Origin of the sequence: Veillonella sp. S13053-19 (assembly GCF_002959835.1) — a bacterium.
Taxonomy (GTDB): Bacteria; Bacillota; Negativicutes; order Veillonellales; family Veillonellaceae; genus Veillonella; species Veillonella rogosae.
Genome location: NZ_PPDA01000007.1, coordinates 114,551 through 137,841, shown reverse-complemented (window position 1 = coordinate 137,841; position 23,291 = coordinate 114,551). Strand labels below are relative to the sequence as shown.

The following is a 23,291-nucleotide window of genomic DNA, read 5'->3' as shown; positions in this document are numbered from 1 at the left end:
ATAGAGGAGACAATTATGAAAGCTAAATTAACTAAAGTAATGGCTATGGCCAGCTTAGCGGCATTCTTAACTGTTGGTATCGGTGCTAATGTAGCACAAGCTAAAGATTTTCGCTTCACTATCGGCGACTCCCCTCGTATGAAAAAAAAATGCTGATGGCACAGTTGATAGCAGTGCTAATCCATGGTTCAAAAAAGGCGAGAAAAAACAAAAACATAAAAAACGCAAATTATCTGACCGTGAAAAACACGATAAAAATAAAGTAGCAGAACGAAGCTATTATAGCATGCGCTCTGAATCTTCTAATGACTAAGCCCCTTTCATAATCAGTTCCTGCTGGTTATATAAGACATAACTAAACTAACTAACAAAAGGACGTTATACATTGTATAACGTCCTTTTGTTGTAATCGTTTATATAGAATTTGCTAGTTTAAAACATAGAGATTCTAGGGAGCATTATAAACTGTATAGTCTCTACTAATCAGTATACTAATTACTTCTCTCTAATTTCTACGATTTGGAATTGCGTATATTTATTAGGTCGCAAAATCATAGTGCCACTGCGACGCTCAGTAAATGGTGCCCCATCTTTTTTGCCGCTCATTATAATCGCAAAGGCGATTTGCACTTCATCCTTTGAGTCAGCTATGACTTCAAGTTTATCGTAATCTACGCGGCGCACACCTTCATAGGCTTTCGCGAGGCTTTCTTTGGTTGGATATTTCTCCCGTTCGGCCCCACCAAGACGAGCATGAGCATCTCTAAAACGCTCATTAACGACCTCTTCAAAGAAACGCTCCACAGAGATTCGAGCCTCAAGGCCATAAGACTTTTCTTGAGACTTTATCGCCTTAGAGTATCTAGCAGCAGCTTTAAACTCTCCACCTCGAATGACATTAAATACGCCTTCCGCAATATTATAATTGCCATACCACGCAAGGGCCATACTCACAAGGAGTACAGCTATCATCGTACGATCCGTAGAACGAGTAGGACTTGTAGAAATATCTAATCGAGCACTCAAATTTTCATCGACTGGCTCAGTATACTGCGGTTTCCCAAAACGATTTTCCTCTGGATCCCCGGCTTTCACCGTCCAATTTAATAAAACTAATGGACCAATGACAGGCACTATCATAAGCAGTGCAAGCCAGCCCGATTGATTCACATCGTGGAGACGACGAATCGTAATATTAACAACTGGAATAATCGTAAAAACAAGCATTATAAAAACTAAGAATACCCAAGCAATAAATTGATCTGAATCATCTGCATTGGCCCAACCGATAAGAGCACATACCATGTACATAAGAGCCCATAGAAGTGCTATGACAAGCATAAATCGCCAATAGTTTCCCCGCGAAGAACGACCACTGATAACGGTCCACTGTATGAGATAGGTATTGATAAAGTTATCCTTATACCCCATGTTATATCGTTCAAAATCTACAATGGTTACACCTGTTTGGCGGTGCACATTTGTATAAATAGGACCACCTAAGGGCCCCATATTCCCGCCACAACGTAAACAGACGGCTTGTTCATCTGGCCCTTCTTTACCACAACGTGTACAGCGTTGCATACGACCTCCAAAAACACTACTATAAACATTTTCGTAATATGCTGCATATAAGAATAGGGCCTATCATAATGATAGGTCCTATTTTTACTTGTTGCCTCTATTATATAAGGTAACCCTTTTATGCGCCAGCCTTTTGGACAGCTTGTTTCATAGATTGTACGTAATCAAATAATGCTTGGTCTGCATTTTCGCCGTGTTCTGCAACGATTTTAACGATGGCAGATCCTACGATAGCACCGTCAGATACGCGCGCCATAGCCTCTGCTTGAGCTGGTGTAGAAATACCAAAACCAACTGCTACAGGGATATCTGTATATTTGCGAACCGTTTCAACGATGGATTGAATATCCGTTTTGATTTCGCTGCGCATACCTGTAACACCAAGGGAAGATACGCAGTAGATAAAGCCTTCTGCTCCTTTAGCAATCATTTCGATGCGATTTTCAGATGTTGGAGCGATCAAGGATACTACTTCAACGCCATGTGTATTAGCAATGCTCGCTAGTTCGCCTTTTTCTTCAAATGGCATGTCTGGCACGATGACGCCAGAGATACCCACCTCTTCGCAGAGGGTAAAGAATTTCTCGCGACCAAACACGTAAATTGGGTTCAAATAGGTCATGAATACGAGTGGAATCGTCACTGCATCATCGCCCGTACGTAAACGGCGTACCATATCAAAGATATCGTTAATCTTTACGCCTGTAGCAAGAGCGCGTGTGCTCGCTTCTTGGATAACTGGACCTTCCGCCGTTGGATCAGAGAAGGGAATGCCGATTTCTACCATGTCCGCACCGGCTTTCACCATAACGCGAATATAACGTTCTGTGGTCTCGATGCCGTGGTCACCAGCGCTGATGAACGGGATGAATGCCTTGCCCTTTGTGAAAGCGTCTTTAATTTTACTCATGAAGATCCACCCCTCTGTATTTCGCCATAGCCGCTACGTCTTTGTCGCCACGACCAGATAAACAAATAATAATGATATCGTCCTTGCTCATAGTAGGAGCGATTTTACGAGCATGCGCCACTGCGTGAGCACTCTCGATAGCTGGAATAATGCCTTCTAGGCGAGATAAGTATTCGAAAGCATCTACTGCTTCGTCGTCCGTTACAGGCACGTATTCTGCACGGCCGCTAGCGTACAAGTACGCATGTTCAGGGCCGATACCAGGGTAATCAAGGCCTGCAGAGATAGAATATACAGGAGCGATTTGTCCGTCTTCGTCTTGGCAGAAATAAGATTTCATACCATGGAAGATCCCCACAGAGCCCTTCGCAATTGTCGCTGCATGCTCCTCTGTGTCGATGCCACGACCTGCCGCTTCACAACCGATGAGGCGCACACCTTCGTCGTCGATGAAGTGATAGAACATGCCCATCGCATTAGAGCCACCGCCTACGCAAGCCATAACAGCTGCTGGCAATTTACCTTCCGCTTCTAGAATTTGCTCACGAGCTTCACGGCTAATGATGGATTGGAAATCGCGAACAATCATAGGGAATGGATGCGCACCCATTACGGAGCCCAATACATAGTGCGTATCGGACATGCGGTTTGTCCATTCGCGCATTGCTTCAGATACAGCATCTTTCAACGTGCTAGTACCGCTAGTTACAGCATGTACCTTTGTACCAAGCAATTGCATGCGATATACGTTGAGCGCTTGACGTTCACAGTCCTCTGCACCCATGTATACCTCGCACTCCATGCCCATCAACGCCGCAATAGTCGCCGTCGCAACACCGTGTTGACCTGCACCAGTTTCAGCAATAACGCGCTTTTTACCCATCCGTTTTGCCAATAACATTTGGCCAATTACGTTATTCAATTTGTGAGAACCAGTATGATTCAAATCTTCACGTTTTAAGTAGATTTTAGCGCCCCCAAGATCCTCGGTCATGCGTTCTGCATAGTATAAAAGGGATGGACGGCCTGTATATTTTTTATGTAAATCCTCAAGTTCGCGTACGAAATCAGGATCATCTTTGTACTTGTTGTACGCCTCTTCCAATTCGATGACTGCATTCATCAATGTTTCTGGCATAAATTGGCCACCAAAGGAGCCAAAATAACCATGTCTTTGTTCACTCATATAACTTACCTTTCTATATATCATTCCTGCTAATGTGCCATGTTATGACAGGGCTATTGTTCTTACGATGTTGGTGAAAGCTTTCATCTTTTCATCGTCTTTTACGCCATTTGTTTCAATGCCGCTGCTAATGTCGATACCATAAGGACGAACCGTACGAATTGCACGGGCCACATTGGTACTATCGATACCACCTGCGAGCATAAATGGTCGTTCAAACTCATCTAAGGATGACCAGTCGAATACTTCGCCTGTGCCGCCCCTCTCGTCTTTATGGTATGCATCAAATAAAAGCATATCAGCACTACTATCAATCCATTTTTCTGCATCTGCAGCACTACGGACTTGAACAGCTTTCCAAACCTCTACATTAGACTGTTCTTTTAATATTTGGATGAAAGACTCATCTTCATCGCCATGAAGTTGAATCACATCAAGTTTGACTTCCTCAGCAATCTTAAGTAGGTTTTCTACCGTTTCGTTTACGAATACGCCTACTGTTTTAATTGTTTCAGAACTAGCTGTATCTAAACTTGTTACTGATTCAGTTTGTTCTGCTTCAGAATTATTTCCTACTACATTTTGCTTATATAGTTCTTCCACTAGTGTTTTAGCTTGGTCTACAGTGACTTGCCGTTTGCTCGGTGCAAATACAAGGCCCATGTAGTCTGGCTTTGCATCTACAATAGCCGGAATTGTTTCTACTTTAGAGATGCCACACATCTTAACCTTTGGCGTATAATATGTGGGACCATAGAGATATGCCAACTTTTCAACCTTATTGGGAGAACGCATGAAAGTTTCGCCCATCAAGGCTACGCCAATATTGTTATCCCGCAACACTTGGATATCCTCTGGCGTTTCTAGACCGCTTTCAGATACGAAAATCACATCGTCTTCAACGAGATTGCGCAAGCGCACACTATTTTGTACGTCTACCGTGAAGTCTTTCAAATTGCGGTTATTAACGCCAATAATGCGGGCACCGCAATCGATGGCCATTTGTACTTCTTTTTCGTCATGAGCCTCTACTAAGGAGGATAAGCCAAGAGAATCAGCTAACTCACGGAACTTGGTCAATGTTGGTACATCGAGGCATGCACAGATTAATAGGATCGCACTAGCGCCCCACACCTTCGCTTGGTAGATTTGGTATTCATCGATGATGAAGTCCTTACGAAGTACAGGGATTTTGACAGTGCTTGCAATTTCTTGCAAATATTTTTTATCACCTTTAAAGAAGTCTGGCTCCGTTAATACAGAGATAGCCGCAGCACCAGCTACTTCATATTCTTTGGCGATGTCTAAATAGGGAAAGTGCTCTGCTATGATGCCTTTTGATGGAGATGCCTTCTTTACTTCACAAATGAAGTTAAAGTCTTGCTGACGAAGGGCTGCTTCAAAAGGAAATCCTGTAGCAGATGGTAACGCCAACGCCGCTGCTTTTATAGCCTCAGGCGATTCCACCTGTTTTTCTTGGGCTACCCGAATTTTGGTAGCCTCTATAATCTTATCTAAAATCAATGGTTATACCTCTTGTGTTGCTTTCACAAACTGTTCCATTGTGGCAAGAGCCTTGCCAGAATCAATTATATGTTTTGCCTCTTCAATGCCCTCTGCCAATGTAAGGCCCTCTTTTGCAAGATAAATGGCCATGCCTGCGTTAAGAAGAACCGCCGTGCGTTTACCGCCTTGTTCACCACCGAGAACGCGGCGAGTAATCTCAGCATTCACCGTAGCATCGCCACCTTCGAGCTCAGTTTTATCAGCGTATTCGAAACCATAGTCCTTAGGATCGAATTCGTAGCTTGTGAAAGTGCCATTATTAATTTCGCATACATACGTTTTATTGGTAGCCGTAATTTCATCAAGACCGTCGAAGCCATGTACTACAGCACCGCGTTTAACACCAAGGTTAGCCAATACGCGAGCCAATGGTTCTACCAAAGATTTGTCGTAAACACCCATCAACTCTACTGTAGCACCTGCTGGATTTGCTAAAGGTCCGAGGATATTGAACACAGTACGAACGCCTAACGCCTTACGTACAGGGCCAGCATATTTCATAGCTTGGTGGTATACAGGAGCAAACATGAAGCACATATTTGCTTTGTTGAGGACTGCCTCATTTTGTTCACCGTTAAGCTCTAACTTAGCGCCCAATGCTTCGATCAAATCAGCGGCGCCACATTTACTAGATACACTGCGGTTACCATGCTTTGCTACAGGAATACCTGCAGCGGAAATGATAAAACCAGATGTAGTAGAAATGTTGAACGTATTCGCTTCGTCCCCGCCAGTACCTACGATTTCTACAACAGTACCTTCATGAGGTACAGAACCTGCCTTCTCACGCATAACCTCTGCAAAGGCTGTAACCTCATCTACAGTAGGGCCTTTCGCTGCCAAAGCGCACAAGAAGCCAGCCATAGGAACCTCGGCTACCTCGCCGTTCATAATCTTGTTCATTGTATCTTTAGCAAGGTCGTAGGATAAATCTTGACCATGTGTTACTGCATATAATGCGTCTTTAATCATTTTATAGCTCCTTACTTGTTGTTCATTTTCTTTGGTTCCACGTTAATAGGGCATATACCTGCCTTAATGCTACATGTGATTCACGTGGACCTATGCCCTCCACTGGCCGGGTCTGACTACGGCCTGCGGCCTTCGCAGGGCCAAAGTCGGGCCTAGAACCCCGTGAACTCACATAAACACTAGGACACTTAATCTTTTATATGCCCTACTCACTGTCACACGCACAATAAAATGAACAACAATTCAATATCTCTTAAATGATCCTGCGCATTATATGGAGTAACGCACAGGTCATTTCTTTATAAGAGGTGGGAAGATAGAACGGCGTAGCCGTTCTTTTCTCTTATGATGATTTGCATATTTCTTTAGAAAAATATTGTTACTGTTCGATATATGTATTGTAGAGGGGCTATTATAGGTACTGCCAAGATTGAGTTGGCAGGAAATAAGGTCTTAAGGAACGACTTGGCGGGCCCACGTAGTGGGGCGGTAGCCACTTGGAGTTCCGAGAGACCTTATTTCCGCCCTATCGTTCTAGAACCTAGGAATGGCCCATCGATACATAAATTAGACTATAGTTTATTTTTCTAAGAAATTGCGAATCATTTGTTCCCCGTTCGGTGTCATGATGGATTCCGGATGGAATTGCACGCCGTATATTGGGTAGTCTTTGTGTTCTACGCTCATTACTTCGCCGTCGTCTGTAATGGATGTGACGATGAGTTCGCTTGGGATTGTTTCGTCTACAATCGCCAAGGAGTGATAGCGAGCGACTTCGAATTGTTCAGGTACGCCTTTTAGGATTTTGGATGGGTGTACTTGTTTTGCTACGCTTTGTTTGCCGTGCATAACTTGTTTTGCGTAGGAAACGGTGCCGCCGAATACTTCGCCGATGGCTTGGTGACCTAAGCATACGCCGAGGATTGGGAATTCACCTTTGCATTCACGCAATAGGTCTTCGTATACGCCCGCATCAGCTGGTCTGCCAGGTCCTGGTGAAAGTATCACATAGTCTGGTTTCAAAGCTCGGATTTCTTCAACTGTTAATTCATCGCTGCGGATGACTTTAATATCTGGATCGATAGAGCCTACTAATTGGTATAAATTAAAGGAGAAGCTATCGTAATTATCTATAAGGAGTACCATTATTCTACCTCCTGTGCATCTGTAATTGCGGAAATCATAGATTGGCCTTTCATCAAAGTTTCGTTATATTCACTAGCAGGAACACTATCGCGAACGATACCAGCGCCAGCTCGAACATAAACCTTACCACCTTTATTCATGGCCATGCGTATGCCGATACATACGTCCATGTTACCGGAGAAATCGATATAACCTACAGCGCCGCCGTATACACCGCGCGGGCTTTTTTCTAGTTCATGTAAAATCTCGATGGCACGAATTTTAGGAGCTCCGGACAAAGTACCTGCTGGCAATGTAGCACCGATAGCATCGAGAGCATCTTTACCGTCTTGAATGTCACCGCTTACAGTAGATGTAATGTGAATAACATGGGAGAAACGTTGCAACATATGTAACGCCTCTACTTTTACGGAACCGAATTTAGAAATTTTACCTAAGTCGTTACGTCCAAGGTCAACGAGCATGTTATGTTCAGCCAACTCTTTTTCGTCATTAATGAGTTTTTCCTCAATAGCGAGGTCCTCTGCTTCGTTTTTACCGCGGCGCATAGTGCCTGCAATTGGGAAGGTATACATTTTGCCATCTGTTAATTTTACCAATGTTTCTGGAGAGGCACCTGTAAGCTCTACATCGCCACCAGATAAGTAGAACATATATGGAGATGGGTTCAACGTACGCAATACGCGGTATGCATTTAACAAGCTACCTTCAAACTCAGCTTCACGGCGATTAGATACAACACATTGGAAGATATCCCCTTCCTTGATGTAATGCTGTGTCTTTTTAACAACTGCTTCAAACTCATCCTTTGTAAACTCAGAAGTGAACTCTGTTTTAAGGATGCCTTTTGGAATGTCCGCCTCTTTGCCATTTACTACAAGATCTGCTAGTGCTTTTAGTTCAAGCTCAGCCTTGTTGTAGTTACGTTCTAAATCGTTTGTGCTGATGTTAGCAATCAAGTAGATTTTGTTTTTATAATGGTCAAAGGCGATTACTTTATCAAAGAGCATAAGGTCTACATCGTTGACCATCGCAGAGTCATCATCTGGTGTTGGGAAATCAAGGGTTGGCTCGATATAGCGGATATATTCACAAGCAAAGTACCCTACAAAGCCGCCTGTAAAGGTTGGTAACTCTTCTAAACGAGGGCTTTTATATTGGCGCAAAACATTGCGAATTTCTGCAGCTGGGTCAGAACACTCAAAGGTACGTGTTGTACCGTCTTTGATAGTCATTTTATGGTTTTTGCAGAAGAGCTCAATCTTAGGATCGTAGCCCAAGAAGGAGTAACGGCCCCAATGATTACTATTATCCGCACTTTCAAGCAAGTACGTATGACTGCTCACTTGTTTTAATGCTTTCAACACACTAATCGGTGTACGTACGTCGGATAAAATTTCCATATATACAGGCACGATATCGTAGCCCGGTGCGATAGCTTTCACACGGTCAAGACTAGGGAAAATCATGAGAACCTCCATCTGGCGTTTGCCAATAAAAAAACTCGCCCATGACAATGTAACGTCAAGGACGAGTCTATAGTTCTATTTTTACAAGAGTATTAGAAAATACTTGTATTATGCTATAAATCGCGGTACCACCTTGTTTGAATGCAGTGCATTCCCCTTTCGCAGGATACTAACATATCCCTCACGACTAACGCTCGTGTGACGTCGCACCATACTAGGAATGAAATTCATTCTTTTCCATGCGCCCTCGGTGGTCCATTTAATAAGCTGCGTACTACGGGTTCTCAGCTAATCCCGCTCTCTGTGAGTGCATTTCCTATTTTTATCTCCACCTCATCGGTTTCTTTTAGGCGAGTATAAAATTATAATCTGATTATAATGTTTCTATAGAATGAAAGTCAAGAAAAATCTTAACTTTCACCTTATCCTTAGATTCATCAACCATATAATATCGCTACTTGTGATTAAATAATGTATCCCTATTCACCTTAGCAAATTCAGAATATTTATATTGTTTTCCTCTAAACACTAATAGTATACTGAAATTACATATGTTATCAGCTTCTACTGATTATTATGCGGAGGAGAGAGCATGAGTTTTTATTTTACTGATCAAATACAGCAGTCTTTCAATAAAATATTCCATCAATGTAATAAAGATATCGCTTGGGAGGGTAAGGCTGAGCTTGACGCCCTTGTGAAACTTGACGAGGAAGGCCAAAAGATTCCTGGTATTGGCGATGTGTATGCTATTTTGGCACGCGTCTATTCTGGCCCTCAGTTCACGTGGATTGAAGCAGGCTTTCCTGAGGATGACACAAAGGCGTATAGTTATTTACATACGGCTATTCGCAAAGGCAGTGCCATCGCTATTTTACAAGCTATGCGTACCTCTGGTGCCCTTACACCAACTATTGAAAAAGAGTTGCCTATGACAAAGGACCAAGCCTTCCAGCGCGTCTATGAGGGGGCCCAAAAGGGTTGTTCCTACTGTGCCTACGCCATTGCCAATGTATACCAATGGGGGGATTACCACATCTTACCATCGGCTCAAAAGGTGGCTAATGAAGGTGAACCATCTGCCTTTATCCGTTTCTTAAAAGGCTTGTTTGCCCAAGCAGATCAACGTAGATTCGCAAATAAAGTAACTGCCATTGCTCAGCAATGGTTGCGTAAATCCGCCGAAGCAGGCCTTGTTATTGCATACCGCAACTTGCGCATTACCTATATAGAGCAAAATAATAGTGCAATGGAAGAACAAGTCATTTTTGAAGGGGCTGCAGCAGGTTTGCCACTCATGATGTATTTAGCTGGCGATATTTGTAAGTCTCGCGGGGAGCATGAACGAGCTCTCGAATATTTTGAGCGCGGTGCCGCCATGAATAATGGTATGTGTTTGCGTGAAGCTGCCGAGTACTATGCAAAACCTTGTGAGTCTAATAAAAGAATCCCTCAGAATATTCAAAAGGCCCTCAGATACTACGAGCGTGCTGCTATAAGCCCAGATTATTTAGACTTTAATGACCACGCTTATGTTACAATGCAAGCCATCATTCTTCGCACCTTGAATATCGATGGTCAGTCTCAAGACTGGTCTCGCATCGCTCACTTATTGCAACAACCAGCTATTTACACGCTCGATGCGATTTGGCCGTATCTCGCTTATGTATTTACTTTCAAAAAAGGTAATAGCCCTGCCGTAAGAACCGCCATAGAGTGCGTCAATCAGGCTAGCAAATGTTTCGATAGATACGGTAGTTATGACTATGCGGACCATCTATGGCAACTGGCCGCCGGCTATTGCTACGAAATTGGTGCCATTACAAAAGAACCTGATTTAGACCAAGCCGTTACGTTCTACGAGCATGCTCGTGAAAGCATCAGACGTCTCAACACAAGAAACGATAATTGGTTAGGTACTGGTGAGCCGTTGGTAATTCCTGACGAAGCCTCTGAGCGATTAGAGGCCTTTGAACTCGTTGATGGACATTATCAGTACAAAGAAGGGATAACGCAATCTTCTACAACATGTAATCCTATGCCCCCTGCTTGGCCTCAAAACTCCGTAGATGTATTAGAAATCTTTGAGGACTCTACTACTGGTTGGCGCACGAATAAATACGACTGGGCATTCATCGAACGCGAATGGGATACACAAAAATACCTCAGCTTTATCATCTACGATAATCGCCAATCCATAGAAAACATCATTTATGATGTGTACAGTATCGTTATGTTCCACAATGAAGATAAGAACACTTGTACTATCTATTTATACGGCTACAGCGAGGATCCTGCGGAATGTGATGAAACCTTGGAGCCTACGATATATGAAATAAGAGACTATAAGGAGATGTCTATTTCTGAAGGTCTCCGTTTAATTAAAGAATTCTATGATCATGCTACATTGCCTGTGATTGATGAAAGCTGGGAGAAACAGTACAAAAATACTACGCCTCCTAGAGAATATGTATTAACTTGTGACAACGATATCTTCTACCTCAATCAATATGAACTTTCCAATCAAATGATTAAGGATGCCTTAGAAGGCGTAGCCAATGGCAAGTACGATATCATTGCGGTTCGCCCATCTAACCTCGACGATCCGGGTATTAGCTACTTCATCGAGCGCGGAAAAGGTAAAAACTTACATATTTCTCTCTATATCACTATAGAAGACGACGTAGAAGATGACATCGTATATGGCTTTAAACGGGAATCTAGCAACTTAACCTCCATTAATTACTGGATCCAAGAATCTATAGCAAGCAATAAACTTCCGGACTTAAGCGATTGGGAAGAAGTTAAAAAGAAAGACTAAAGGAGGGATACTTTGGAAACGTGGAAACGAACGGTGTACATTTGCGCATTCTGCATATTCTTCATGTCCCTCGGGATTAGTCAGGTAAGCCCTATTCTCCCTCTATACTTCCATGAAATGGGCTTAAGCGATACAGGATCGATAGCACAATGGTCCGGTGCCTCCATGGGCATCACCTTCCTCATTGTCTGCTTAGCAGCTCCCTTCTGGGGCCGATTAGCAGACCGTAAGGGACGTAAGATTACCCTCATACGCTCTAGTCTTGGTATGGCTATATGTAGTATATTATTGGGCTTTCAGACTACACCAGAAGGTGTGTTCCTCGTTCGTACATTGCAAGGGTTAGTAAGCGGTTTTTACCCCGCATCGGTAACACTTATCGCGTCAGAAACACCGCAAAACCATACAGGTTGGGCTCTAGGGATTATAGGATCCTTTAGCCTTGCAGGCTCACTAGCCGGTCCGCTTGTAGGAGGGTATCTCAGTGATGTAGTAGGTATTCGAAATGACTTCTTTATCATCGGGGCCCTTATGCTTATCTCTTTTGGCTTGACGGCAATGCTGGTACATGAAAACTATGTTCCAAAGCCACTTGTTGAGAAGCAAACCTTTAGAAATCTAAAAACTCACTTACCTGAGTTTTCTAGTTTAGTCGCTTTATCTGCAACCTCCTTCCTGTATGCCATTTCGGTTACCGCCATCTCCCCCATTATGACGGTTTACATTAAAGGAATGCTACCAAGCAATACGGAAAATATAGCCTTCATATCTGGTGCTGTGTTCTCTGCCATGGGTATCGCCCAATTCTTTAGTAGCTCTCCACTCGGGAAATTAGTAGACCGTATAGGCCCTAGAAAGGTGCTCATCTACTCGATGATCTATGTAGGTCTACTCAATATACCGCAAGCCTATGTGGACTCTGTGTATGTACTTGGGTTTATCCGTTTCTTGCAAGGTTTTGGGCTAGGTGGTATGTTACCTGCGCTCAATACCTATTTAGCATCAAAAACACCTAAGGAATATACGGGACAAGTATTCTCGTACAATCAGTCTTGTTTGTCTATGGGTTACTTTCTAGGCTCCTTTGGTGGTTCCATCGTAGCCGCTCAATTTGGCTTCACAACCCTTTTCTGGGCATGTAGCCTTACCTTTATCGGCGCTGCCCTATGGGTTGCGTTAAAACTAAAGTAACGCCGTAATACAACGAAAATAGTGCAAATGCATTAAAGAAACTATATAAACAAATAAAAAGAGCTGTTCTCAGAACTCAGATGTGTACTGATTCCGAAACAGCTCTTTTATTATATTTTTTGTAAAAGTTTAGAAAATTTCACTAGCTAGGGGATGATCATTCTATATGTATAGAATAACTATTGTCTCTAGTTAGGTATTATAGGATACCGAGGATTTCCCACCATGCGTAGCCCACTGTAAGGTTTACGATGAAGCACATGATAGCGAAGATACCGCCGATAATCCACCAGCTCTTAACTGTGTTGTAACCAGCACCGAATACGATTGGAGCCGCTGCACCGCCGTAGTGAGTCAACGCACCGCCGTAGGAGTTTGTAGCAGCTAGTAATAAGGACAACGCCATTGGGTTTACACCGGCTACCTTACCTACAGTAAGGAATACTGGAAGCATGGCTACAACGTACGCACTACCAGAGGCGAACAAGTAGCGAACAGCGATACTGATAGCGCCGATGATAATAAGAGCCAACATCGGGTTGTCGCCGAAGTTGAAGTGTGTACCCATAAAGTCAGCTAGCCATTCAAAGAATTTAACCTTGGACAACGCACTGGACATACCGATGATACCACCGAACCAGATCAATGTGTTCCAAGCACCTTTGGATTCAAGCATATCTTCCCATTTGATTACGCCTGTTACAAGCGCTGCTACCATGGCTACGATAGCTACTGCTGTTGCATCAAGGGAGAATTTAATGCCAAAGCCTTGCGTCAAGATGGAAGGCAACGCCCAGCCAACTAAGGCAAGGATAAAAATAGCAATAAGAGATTTCTCACGACCAGACATTGGTCCAAGCTCTTTCAAACCTTCATCAGCAATCGCATGAGAGTCGATGTGTTGAATAGATGGTTTGTCTAAGTAGTATACCAAAGCAGGTGTAATGAGAAGCATCACAAGACCCGGTACTACGAGTGCTAATGCCCAAAGGCCCCAGTTGATATCTACGCCGAGGATTTTGTTCATGTAGTCAGCAGCCAATAAGTTTGGTGCCATTGCTGTAGCGAACATCAAGCTTGTTACCTTAGTCACCATGTATGTGTTAATCATGAGGTAAGAACCAGCTTTTTTAGCGCTTTCACCAGGCTCAGAACCTAACGCTTTTGCTACAGAGTTCATGATTGGGAACACGATACCGCCACAACGTGCTGTGTTGGAAGGTGTTACTGGGGAAATAATAAGATCTAATAAAGCAGTTACATAGCCAAGACGCAATGTAGTGTGACCTAAGGATTTAATCAATAGGTACGCAATACGACGGCCAAGACCAGTTTTTACGAACGCCACACTGAGGGAGAACGCAGAGAATACTAACCATACTGTGGTAGATGCATAACCAGATAATACGTTTTTCGTAGCATTCAAGAAAATTGCAGAACCTGCAATAGATAATAACAAGATAATTGGTGCTGGCCAAGGTTTAACAACAAGACCAACGATAGCCATTAAATAGAAACCTAGCAGTCGCCAAGCCCCAACGCTCAAACCTTCTGGCGGTGTAATGAACCACATTGCCAGAGGAATGGCAAACATAATTGCAATTTTAAGTAGCTTATTCATTCTTACTCTCCTTTAACATAAGCTATGCCTTTCATGATCGGTCGCGCCGTTCTAGCCACGCCCGCCTTCTCCACATGCCAACCCTTATCTTTGGTTAGGCATATTTCGAAATCAAATTTCCCTGATGGATGCGCTAAAGTAACTTGATTCGTTTCTTTAGCACGTTCGCTCACTACTTCGTTCGCCACAGTCCCCGTAATAAGCGCTGCTGTAGCTGTACAAATACCACCTGTAACAGCATACGCTTTATGCATTACAGCTAGTGCCTTTGTACGAGCCACGATGTCTATACTATTCCCCTTGATAGTTCGACCATCGCTTGCCACGTAGGTTTGTGGTGCGGACACCATGCATACCTTTGGAACTGCAGGACTAGCAGCCTCTTTAGATGGAGCAAGTCCCATCATTACAGCTGCAGTAGTGCGAATATCTTCAAGTGTATTGAGTAATACACCGCCATCCGTTTCTGTGAAAGCCGGTAATTCCGTGCCTTCATAACCAAGGTCTATAGCCTTTACAAATACAGCTGGATTAGCTGCATCTACGAGACTGACTTGGATTGTGCGTCCATCAGCCAATGTAATTGTATCTTGTACATTGCCTGTTGGTAGTAGCTTACCTGTCTTAGAACCGCCAGGCTCCAAGAAATATAACGTAATACGAGCACCTGTACCAGGCACGCCATCGATAGCAAAATCACCGTCAATAACTGGTTTGCCATCTCGGACTGGCACGTGCGCTTCAATAACCTTATTTGTATTTGTATTAAAGATACGAACCACTGTTTCTGGTTCTACGGCTTTCACAAAGCCTTCCATAATAGCAAATACCCCTGCACCAGCAGAAATATTGCCACAGTTACCTTCGTAATCTACCACCGCATCAGCGATACCGACATAACCAAAGGTGTAGTCGATATCCGCATCATCGCGGTCAGAAGGATTTACGATAGCTACCTTGCTCGTCAATGGATCGGCACCGCCAATACCATTTATTTGACGCGCATCGGGAGAGCCATATAAATCTAAAATCATACGATCCCGAGCAGCTGGGTCAGTTGGAAGCATATCTTTTAACAGATACGCCCCTTTACTAGTACCGCCGCGCATATAAGAAACAGGAATTTCTTTATACCCGTTCATAACTTACTCCTTTATGTTCACCACTTACGCTTTGCTATTTGCATAGTAGTTGATGAGACAACCTGCTGCGATAATATCTTTTTCTTCATCGCTGAGGTGACCTAAGTGCAATGTGATTTCTGCTTTCTTCACGCCACCGCTAATAACATATGCTTTGTAATTATCGGAGTCAGAGAATAATTGGTCACGCACATTTGGCACATATACATAGTCGCCTACTGCCATAGTTTTGGAGTCTTCTTCGCTAGTTAGGAACGGTAGCATACCCCAGTTAATAACATTGCTGCGATAACGTTTTGTAGCATATTCAATAGCAATATTAGCACCGCCACCCAATACGCGTTGGCAGGATGCTGCTTGCTCACGAGCGGAGCCATCGCCAGGGCGATTAGCATATACCATGCTAGAAACGGCTGTAGACTTAGACATATCTTCTACGGATTCTGTAAGACCAAGCGCTTGTTTTACCTCTTCATAGGCAGTTACTAAATCCGCTGCACTTTCACCTTCTTGACGAGATTTTTCCCAATCGCGAACGGCTTTAGCACGACCTACATATTCAGGAACCTTACGGCTCAAGGCAAATTCAGACAATGCATATGGGTCAGAGCGGTAGGAAGATGTTTCGCCAGACGGAATCAACTCATCTGTAGTTGTTACAGGATCGTCGATATAAGCCGCTACTTTGAGCAATACATTTGGTGTCAATTCTTCGATAGAAGGCCATGGTTTAATGGATGGGCCATACACGAGTTCAGTATCTTTATTAGGTTCGTTAAAGCCACTATATACCTTGCTTTCATAAGGTTTATCATCATAGTGGTAAGCTGGCACCACATCATCATATTCGATATCAGTAGCCGCCGTCAATGCACCACCATTAATAGCCGTAGCTGCTACGGAACGGGAATCAAGAAGTGCAACGGAGGAGATTTGACCATTCCCTGGTTTAGAACCTTCACGATTCGGGAAGTTACGTGTCGCATGACGACCACTGAGGCCCGTATTATTAGGTGTATCGCCTGCGCCGAAGCAAGGACCACAGAAGGCTGTACGCACGATGGCACCAGCGCTCATAAGGTCTACAAGGGCACCATTTTTCATAAGTTCTAAGTAAATTGGCTGGCTAGAAGGATATACGCTGAATGCGAAACGGCCGGAGCCTACGCTCTTACCGCGCACGATATTTGCGGCTTGCATAATATTTTCATACAAACCACCAGAACAACCTACGATGATACCTTGATCTAAGTGTAATTTGCCGTCGAAGTGTTTTTCAGGCAATTGCAAGGACAAGGATTTATTATCTAATTGCTCCACTGCTTGACGTTCGATTTCTGCTAGTAAATCGCGACCGCCTTCGTTGATTTCTTTAATAGTATATACATTACTTGGATGGAATGGCATAGCAATCATGCTTTCCACTTCGCCAAGATTAACCTTTACAAGGCCATCATAGTAAGCCACATCGCCAGGGTTAAGCTCTTTGTACGCATCACCGCGACCATGAAGTGTTAAGAACTCTTTCGTATTGCTATCTGTTCTCCAGATTGTTGTAAGGCATGTAGTCTCTGTAGTCATTACATCGATGCCGTTACGGAAGTCCATGGATAAGTGTTCAATACCAGGGCCTACAAATTCCATTACTTTATTTTTTACAAAGCCATTTTTAAATACAGCTTTTTCAATAGCAAGAGCCACGTCTTGTGGACCTACGCCGTGTTTAGGTTTACCATCGAGGTAAATCGCGATAACCTCTGGACGTTGTACATCATAGGTGCGACCGAGCAATTGTTTTACAAGCTCTGGACCGCCTTCACCAATCGCCATCGTACCAAGCGCACCATAACGAGTATGGCTGTCGGAGCCGAGGATCATTTTGCCGCAACCTGCCATTGTTTCACGCATATATTGGTGAATAACTGCAAGATGAGGAGGTACATAGACGCCGCCGAAGCGTTGTACTGCAGATAAGCCAAATACATGGTCGTCTTCGTTAATTGTGCCCCCTACAGCGGCTAAACTGTTATGGCAGTTTGTCAAAATGTAAGGGATTGGGAATTTATCTAGACCACTAGCAATAGCTGTTTGAATAATACCAACATAGGTGATATCGTGAGATGTTAAAGCATCAAATTTGATGCGTAAATCTTGATCGCCTTCATGTTGTTGGTGGTCCATTAAAATACGGTACGCCATCGTTTCCTTATAGGCGCGCTCTTTATTAAAAACTTCTTGCTGATCAAGGGCTGCACTAGAATCTGCAGGAACGATATCCGTACCGTGATATAAAAATACACCATTTGAAATTAACTCAACCATGACTTGCTCCTTTATTACTTTCAGGCATGTGTAAACCTTTACAAACACTATACTTTCACCATGTGTATTGGTGAAAGTTCCATTCCTCTTACTAGCACCTAGTCTTTAATAATTTGTATAAATCTAGCGTCTCTCATCTGTACCAACTCTATGGGATAGAGTACAATAATACATATGTAAAGGAGAGTTTATGGACACGAAAGATTGTACAATTTTAAAAACCTTAGCAGAGGAAAATAATATTACTTATGCGGCGCGTCGTCTATTTATGACACAACCTGCATTGAGTGAACGAATAAAAAAATTAGAAAAGGAATTTAACTGTCCCATCATCAACCGACAAGCTCGTGGTGTAGAGTTTACTTATCAAGGTCAACGCCTTGTGCGATACGCCGAAGATTTGCTCAATTCCTATACTTCGGTGCGCCAAGAGCTATTAGCTATGGGTAGTGAACCACGTGGTACATTAAACCTAGGATGCTCAAATGTATTCGCAAAGTATCACATTCCCCATATTTTATCGACCTTTAAAGAGGCGTATCCACACATTGATATCATCATGTATACGGGACTTAGCTATAAGCTATACCATGACTTCCTTGAAGGTCGCCTACATGCTGCCATCATCCGCGGTGCTCACACCTGGACAGAGTCGAAAGAACATATTTGGTCCGAACCATTCTGCTTCTTTAACAAAACGCCTTGTGCCGTTGAGGACTTACCTCGTCTGCCCTATATTCACTATCAAACAGATCCGAATTTACAGCAAACTATAGATGATTGGTGGTATTCTCACTACTCACAACCACCGATGCGCACCATCGAAGTGAACGACATCGATACCTGCATGAAGCTCGTCAACCAAGGACTTGGTTTTACCATCCTTACCAAAAGCTGTGGCAACGATTACCCTAAACTATTTAAAGAAACCTTAAAGGATCTTGATGGTCACATCATGACTCGTGATACGTGGATGTACACCCGTAACAGCGCCCTTGAGTCCAAGCCAGTACAGGCTTTTTACTCATTTATGAAAACCTGGGCAGACACAAAGGTATAGTATATATTCCTTTAATACATATAATATATTATGAAAATGCAATAAAAACAAATTGCTCTTTTCTTTAGTATCCATAAATTTTACTTATACCTTATATCTCAGTATATGCAAAAAAACCCGTCATGACAAGAATCATGACAGGTTTTCTTTTATATTATAGCTTTTATAAAAATAATTTCTCTACTATGACACAATCACGTATCTTGAATTAGAGTAATAATAGCATAATCACAACTGTAGCAATGATACATGGTACAGCATTGCGTTTTGCCATTTCCATAGGATTGATTCCTGCAATCCCTGCAACGATAATACCTGCGCCTGCTACGGGACTCATACTACGACCGATACCTGCACCGATTTGCGCCATGGAGCCAAGTTCCATAATGCCATACCCAAAGTCTGCTGCGTGTGGTGTTACAGCACCGTTAAAGGCAAGGGCTGCTGCATTACCAGATCCAGAGATAACAGCCAACAAGAATGGACCAAAGGCCGCACCGATTTGAGCGATTTGTTGAGAGTTCTTCATGCCATCAATAAGAGCATTAGTAAGACCGATAAGTTGCATACCAGCTGTGAAACATGCTGCAGCAGCCATAAGACCTACTACATCACACATACCATCGCCAGTACCGCGGAAGAACTTCTTCACCGCTTCTGTTACATTAGGGCGAACCGCTACGATACCAATCGCTGTACCAATGAGCATAGATACAGGAACGGAAACCTCAGGAATTACGGCCACTTGTTTACTGCCTAATACAAGCAATACAAGCGGAATAATAGGAATAATAGCGTAGAAATAATTTACTTTAAACTCTTTACTGTCCTCAGTAGAATCATTTTTCATCACATACCCTGTATGCTCTTTCTTAACAATAGCTACGATATTTAGCAAGATTGCAGCTACTACGATGCCAATCATGGCTTGCATAGAGAAGCTTGCAATAACTGTCATTACATCTACACCTGCTAGCTGTGCTACTTGAGGGTTAAACATAAGGCCTGGGCTCAAGGAGCTACCCCAGGTACCTAAGAAGATAGCAGAACCTGCCATTGCTGGATGTACACCAGAGCGAATAAGCGCTGGGATTAAGAGCGCACCTACCGCCGCCGCACAGCCTGCCGCTGTAGGCAACGCAATGTTGATTAAGAACGTAATAATAACGGCGCTAGGGATGATGATCTTAGTCATCTTTTTAAGGCCAGCAGAGATGAAATACACCATATGCTCCGTACATTTTGTGTATTCCATAACATAACTAAAACCAAGAACAGTACAAATCGTCGGCACAAGACCTGGGTTTGTCAGTTCTTTTACAAAAGCCGTCGTACCTGCCCCTAGATTACCGCCAATAAAACACATCAATAGGCCCGACAATAATAACACGAGCCGCGTTTCAAACTTTTTAATAATAGCGATAAAGGTCGCTACTACGATAACAATACCTGCAATAACCATATTATATTTTCTCCTATATGTAAAAACAGTAGAAACAAAGTCAATCATTTCTACTGTTATACACAAAATATCTCACAAAACCATGCTACGCACTATACAAGTTTTGTGTCTTCCAAACTAAGCTTTCTAAGCACTTTATCAAGAACCTCTGCGCCCGTTACAATATCATCCATTTCAGCGAATTCCGCCGGATTATGACTGATACCATTAAGGCATGGAATAAAGATCATGCCCGTTGGCACATCATCAGCCCAGTGCATGGCATCGTGACCAGCACCGCTCGGAAGAGCCATATATTCTACACCTAATGATGTAACAACCTCTTCGATTTCTCGAATCATAGCAGGGTGCATCGCTACCGGATGATCTTGTGCAACAGGTTCAATCGTATAGGATAAGCCACGTTTTTCTGCAGTAACATCGATAAATTCTTTTATTAATGTCACGACAGAGTTGCGGGCAACCTCAGAGATACTACGGATATCTACGCCTAATTTCACCACGCCAGGAATGACGTTCATCGCCCCCGGTGTAACCTCTACAATACCGACGGTGCCTACTACTGGAGGCTCTTCCTGCATAGCGGCTATTTCCTCGATGCCAAGGATAATTTTGGATGCCCCGCAGAGCGCATCATGGCGCAAATTCATCGGCGTAGCACCACTATGATCAGCATTACCACGAATGGTCACATAAAACCGTTCTGGTGCTGCAATCCCAGTGACAATACCAATACGTTTCTGTTCGTGCTCTAGCACCTTACCTTGCTCGATGTGGATTTCTGTAAAAGATTTTACAGGTCGCTTGTATTCCACCTGTTCAATTTCATCTGGATGTAAATTGCGACCTTTCAAAACCTCGTATAAGGAAGTACCTTGTTTATCTCTTAATCGATGTAAGTCTTGTACTGTCAACTCACCGTGCATCGCCTTACTACCTAATGTAGAATCCCCAAAGCGTCCGGACTCTTCACACATAAAGGATACAACAGCAATCGTATGATCGTGTTCAAAACCATCATCATTCATGCTACGAATCACTTCAATGGCGGATAACACGCCGACCACGCCGTCATAATTGCCACCATTCGGCACACTGTCCGTATGAGAACCAACCATAACAACAGGCAAGTCAGGATTCTTACCAACCTTATAGCCAATGACATTCCCAAAACCGTCTGTTTCTACAGTTAAGCCTGCGTCAACCATGCGGTCTATAATATATTGGCGGCCTGCCCAGTCTGCATCGGTGAAAGCAAGGCGATTAATGCCTTCACCAGGTGCAGTAAACTGCGACATAGCTTCAAAATCGTTAACTAAACGATCCCGTTGAATCATAACAAACCTCACAATCTATATTATTTCAAATAGTGAGCTGCAATAGTTCCTAATGCAATAACACCGTTAAGCATATCTTCTTCATCGATATCAAAGAGCGGGTTGTGATGTGGAGCTTTGATAGCGGAGCCTACTAGCATATATGTACCCATGCCACCGCGGCTAATTACGCGATTCAAGAAGTATGCACAGTCTTCACTACCGCCGCCACTATAATCTAATGGAACGTCTCTAAAGATACCAAGAGGCTTAATAATAGATTGGATTTCAGGAGCCAAGTCATCGCTCATACGACAAGATGGAGTTTCACCTTGTTTTGTAATTTCATAGGAGCAGTCGTGCATTTCTGCAGCGGCTTTAATAATCGTTTCTGCACGGCCGATTACGTAATCATTGATTTCTGTAGTAGCCCCACGAGTTTCTAATTTAAGAACTGCTGTATCTGGCGTTACATTACGGCCAGTACCACTTTCAAAAATGCCAACGTTCATACGAGAAGCACCTTTACCGTGGCGAGCAATGGCTTGTAAATTAAGCACTGCTGTACAACCTGCAAGCATTGCATTTTTCGCTTTTTCTGGAGAGCTACCAGCATGAGCAGCATAACCGTGGAACACCGCATCTAGTTTTGTAGTAGCCAAGAAGCCGTGGTTACTACAAGCAAAGCAATTTGCATAATTTTCATTGAAGCCAATGTGCAAACCGAACATGTAATCTACATCATCTACAACGCCGGCGTTAACCATTGCTTTAGCACCGCGCACGCCTTCCTCTGCTGGTTGGAATATCAATTTAAGAGTACCTTTGAATTGATCTTTATGCTCTGCTACATATTCGGCAAGACCAAGACCCATTGCCATATGTGCATCATGACCACAAGCATGCATCGCTTTATCATGACAAGAGCGATAGCCACCCTTAACAGGTGCATGTCCAGCCTCTTTAGATTCGATAACATCATTAGAGTCCATATCTACACGGAATGCCACTACAGGACCTTCATCACTGAACTTCATAGTTGCTACAATCGCTGTTTTACCAAAGCCCAATTTTTCTACTAGTTCTGGATTAGCACCTTCATCGATGGCACGAGCCATAGCAGCACTCATAACATCCTTACTAGGCAAGCCCATACGAGAATCCAAATCAAGAACTTCTTCGCCTAACGCTACATCATAGCCCAAGGAAATAAGCGTTGCCGCGATTTTAGCAGCAGAACGATATTCTAACCAAGCAGTTTCAGGATACTTATGAAAATCACGGCGCAATTCAATTAATGCTTCACGGCGTTTTTGTACGAAATCTTTTACAGACATACTTACCTCCTAAAATACAATAGATACCTATACTTCAACTATATGAAGAGCTACACAAATAGCTAATTAAATAGTCAACCAATAAGATGATATACACAGCATGATAAATTTCTATATACATCAATAATTATTCTTGTATATATTATAACTTATATTGAGGTTTTTAGAAATAAAAAAGCATACATA

At 43.1% G+C, this 23,291-nt stretch carries 17 protein-coding genes; 4 read left to right on the top strand and 13 right to left on the bottom strand.

The window, feature by feature from the left end; translation table 11 throughout:
* The first annotated feature begins 15 nt into the window (after positions 1 to 15).
* Positions 16 to 156, top strand: a complete 141-nt coding sequence (locus tag VEHSUH06_RS10830; protein ID WP_233187868.1) for a hypothetical protein — start codon at positions 16 to 18, stop codon at positions 154 to 156.
* A 339-nt stretch (positions 157 to 495) separates the two neighbouring features.
* Here VEHSUH06_RS10830 and VEHSUH06_RS02490 read toward each other — a convergent pair whose 3' ends face one another.
* The 7 genes from VEHSUH06_RS02490 to VEHSUH06_RS02460 all read right to left on the bottom strand — a co-directional run bounded on the left by VEHSUH06_RS02490 (position 496) and on the right by VEHSUH06_RS02460 (position 8,833).
* Positions 496 to 1,584 carry a DUF805 domain-containing protein gene (locus VEHSUH06_RS02490; protein ID WP_105097638.1) on the bottom strand — a complete coding sequence of 363 codons (1,089 nt, stop codon included), beginning with the start codon at positions 1,582 to 1,584 and terminating at the stop codon, positions 496 to 498.
* Positions 1,585 to 1,702: 118 nt separating this feature from the next.
* Positions 1,703 to 2,494: a tryptophan synthase subunit alpha gene (gene trpA / locus VEHSUH06_RS02485; RefSeq protein ID WP_105097637.1), complete on the bottom strand. Its 792-nt coding sequence runs from the start codon at positions 2,492 to 2,494 to the stop codon at positions 1,703 to 1,705.
* The gene (gene trpB / locus VEHSUH06_RS02480) at positions 2,487 to 3,680 is read right to left on the bottom strand and encodes a tryptophan synthase subunit beta (RefSeq protein ID WP_105097636.1); all 1,194 of its coding nucleotides are present in this window, start codon (positions 3,678 to 3,680) and stop codon (positions 2,487 to 2,489) included. The genes trpA and trpB overlap by 8 nt, the downstream gene beginning before the upstream one ends.
* 42 nt (positions 3,681 to 3,722) lie before the next feature.
* Positions 3,723 to 5,204, bottom strand: a complete 1,482-nt coding sequence (gene trpCF, locus VEHSUH06_RS02475) for a bifunctional indole-3-glycerol-phosphate synthase TrpC/phosphoribosylanthranilate isomerase TrpF (RefSeq protein WP_105097635.1) — start codon at positions 5,202 to 5,204, stop codon at positions 3,723 to 3,725.
* 3 nt (positions 5,205 to 5,207) lie between these two features.
* Positions 5,208 to 6,218 (bottom strand): anthranilate phosphoribosyltransferase, encoded by a 1,011-nt coding sequence (trpD, locus tag VEHSUH06_RS02470; protein WP_105097634.1) that lies wholly within the window; start codon positions 6,216 to 6,218, stop codon positions 5,208 to 5,210.
* Positions 6,219 to 6,797: 579 nt separating this feature from the next.
* Positions 6,798 to 7,364 carry an aminodeoxychorismate/anthranilate synthase component II gene (locus VEHSUH06_RS02465; protein ID WP_105097633.1) on the bottom strand — a complete coding sequence of 189 codons (567 nt, stop codon included), beginning with the start codon at positions 7,362 to 7,364 and terminating at the stop codon, positions 6,798 to 6,800.
* Entirely contained in the window at positions 7,364 to 8,833 is a 1,470-nt protein-coding gene (locus tag VEHSUH06_RS02460) for an anthranilate synthase component I family protein (RefSeq protein WP_105097632.1), read from the bottom strand. The genes VEHSUH06_RS02465 and VEHSUH06_RS02460 overlap by 1 nt, the downstream gene beginning before the upstream one ends.
* Before the next feature lie 592 nt (positions 8,834 to 9,425).
* Here VEHSUH06_RS02460 and VEHSUH06_RS02455 point away from each other — a divergent pair.
* Together VEHSUH06_RS02455 and VEHSUH06_RS02450 are read left to right on the top strand one after the other, a co-directional pair.
* Positions 9,426 to 11,654, top strand: a complete 2,229-nt coding sequence (locus tag VEHSUH06_RS02455; protein WP_105097631.1) for an SEL1-like repeat protein — start codon at positions 9,426 to 9,428, stop codon at positions 11,652 to 11,654.
* A gap of 12 nt (positions 11,655 to 11,666) precedes the next feature.
* Complete coding sequence (locus VEHSUH06_RS02450) at positions 11,667 to 12,845, top strand: MFS transporter (RefSeq protein WP_008603175.1); 1,179 nt, start codon at positions 11,667 to 11,669, stop codon at positions 12,843 to 12,845.
* 199 nt (positions 12,846 to 13,044) lie between these two features.
* Here VEHSUH06_RS02450 and VEHSUH06_RS02445 read toward each other — a convergent pair whose 3' ends face one another.
* The 3 genes from VEHSUH06_RS02445 to VEHSUH06_RS02435 are packed head-to-tail and all read right to left on the bottom strand — an operon-like array spanning position 13,045 to position 17,930.
* Positions 13,045 to 14,466, bottom strand: a complete 1,422-nt coding sequence (locus VEHSUH06_RS02445) for an anion permease (RefSeq protein WP_105097630.1) — start codon at positions 14,464 to 14,466, stop codon at positions 13,045 to 13,047.
* A 2-nt stretch (positions 14,467 to 14,468) separates the two neighbouring features.
* Positions 14,469 to 15,608, bottom strand: a complete 1,140-nt coding sequence (locus tag VEHSUH06_RS02440) for a 2-methylaconitate cis-trans isomerase PrpF family protein (RefSeq protein ID WP_105097629.1) — start codon at positions 15,606 to 15,608, stop codon at positions 14,469 to 14,471.
* A gap of 24 nt (positions 15,609 to 15,632) precedes the next feature.
* Entirely contained in the window at positions 15,633 to 17,930 is a 2,298-nt protein-coding gene (locus VEHSUH06_RS02435; protein WP_105097628.1) for a hydratase, read from the bottom strand.
* A gap of 190 nt (positions 17,931 to 18,120) precedes the next feature.
* Here VEHSUH06_RS02435 and VEHSUH06_RS02430 point away from each other — a divergent pair, with 190 nt between their 5' ends.
* A complete protein-coding gene (locus tag VEHSUH06_RS02430) occupies positions 18,121 to 18,990 on the top strand; it encodes a LysR family transcriptional regulator (RefSeq protein ID WP_105097627.1) in 870 nt (289 codons plus the stop codon).
* 208 nt (positions 18,991 to 19,198) lie between these two features.
* Here the strand turns inward: VEHSUH06_RS02430 and dcuC are convergent, their stop codons facing one another.
* The 3 genes from dcuC to VEHSUH06_RS02415 form a co-directional block, all read right to left on the bottom strand.
* Positions 19,199 to 20,452: a C4-dicarboxylate transporter DcuC gene (gene dcuC / locus VEHSUH06_RS02425; protein ID WP_105097626.1), complete on the bottom strand. Its 1,254-nt coding sequence runs from the start codon at positions 20,450 to 20,452 to the stop codon at positions 19,199 to 19,201.
* A gap of 92 nt (positions 20,453 to 20,544) precedes the next feature.
* Entirely contained in the window at positions 20,545 to 21,789 is a 1,245-nt protein-coding gene (locus VEHSUH06_RS02420) for a M20 family metallo-hydrolase (protein ID WP_105097625.1), read from the bottom strand.
* Between the two features lie 20 nt (positions 21,790 to 21,809).
* A complete protein-coding gene (locus tag VEHSUH06_RS02415; protein ID WP_105097624.1) occupies positions 21,810 to 23,105 on the bottom strand; it encodes an amidohydrolase in 1,296 nt (431 codons plus the stop codon).
* Between the last annotated feature and the right edge of the window lie 186 nt (positions 23,106 to 23,291).

Bases quoted from the DNA above. Each gene is read 5' to 3' on its own strand.
- VEHSUH06_RS10830 (WP_233187868.1), top strand. From the start codon at position 16: ATGAAAGCTAAATTAACTAAAGTAATGGCTATGGCCAGCTTAGCGGCA.
- VEHSUH06_RS02490 (WP_105097638.1), bottom strand. From the start codon at position 1,584: ATGCAACGCTGTACACGTTGTGGTAAAGAAGGGCCAGATGAACAAGCC.
- trpA (WP_105097637.1), bottom strand. From the start codon at position 2,494: ATGAGTAAAATTAAAGACGCTTTCACAAAGGGCAAGGCATTCATCCCG.
- trpB (WP_105097636.1), bottom strand. From the start codon at position 3,680: ATGAGTGAACAAAGACATGGTTATTTTGGCTCCTTTGGTGGCCAATTT.
- trpD (WP_105097634.1), bottom strand. From the start codon at position 6,218: ATGATTAAAGACGCATTATATGCAGTAACACATGGTCAAGATTTATCC.
- VEHSUH06_RS02465 (WP_105097633.1), bottom strand. From the start codon at position 7,364: ATGGTACTCCTTATAGATAATTACGATAGCTTCTCCTTTAATTTATAC.
- VEHSUH06_RS02460 (WP_105097632.1), bottom strand. From the start codon at position 8,833: ATGATTTTCCCTAGTCTTGACCGTGTGAAAGCTATCGCACCGGGCTAC.
- VEHSUH06_RS02455 (WP_105097631.1), top strand. From the start codon at position 9,426: ATGAGTTTTTATTTTACTGATCAAATACAGCAGTCTTTCAATAAAATA.
- VEHSUH06_RS02445 (WP_105097630.1), bottom strand. From the start codon at position 14,466: ATGAATAAGCTACTTAAAATTGCAATTATGTTTGCCATTCCTCTGGCA.
- VEHSUH06_RS02440 (WP_105097629.1), bottom strand. From the start codon at position 15,608: ATGAACGGGTATAAAGAAATTCCTGTTTCTTATATGCGCGGCGGTACT.
- VEHSUH06_RS02435 (WP_105097628.1), bottom strand. From the start codon at position 17,930: ATGGTTGAGTTAATTTCAAATGGTGTATTTTTATATCACGGTACGGAT.
- VEHSUH06_RS02430 (WP_105097627.1), top strand. From the start codon at position 18,121: ATGGACACGAAAGATTGTACAATTTTAAAAACCTTAGCAGAGGAAAAT.
- dcuC (WP_105097626.1), bottom strand. From the start codon at position 20,452: ATGGTTATTGCAGGTATTGTTATCGTAGTAGCGACCTTTATCGCTATT.
- VEHSUH06_RS02420 (WP_105097625.1), bottom strand. From the start codon at position 21,789: ATGATTCAACGGGATCGTTTAGTTAACGATTTTGAAGCTATGTCGCAG.
- VEHSUH06_RS02415 (WP_105097624.1), bottom strand. From the start codon at position 23,105: ATGTCTGTAAAAGATTTCGTACAAAAACGCCGTGAAGCATTAATTGAA.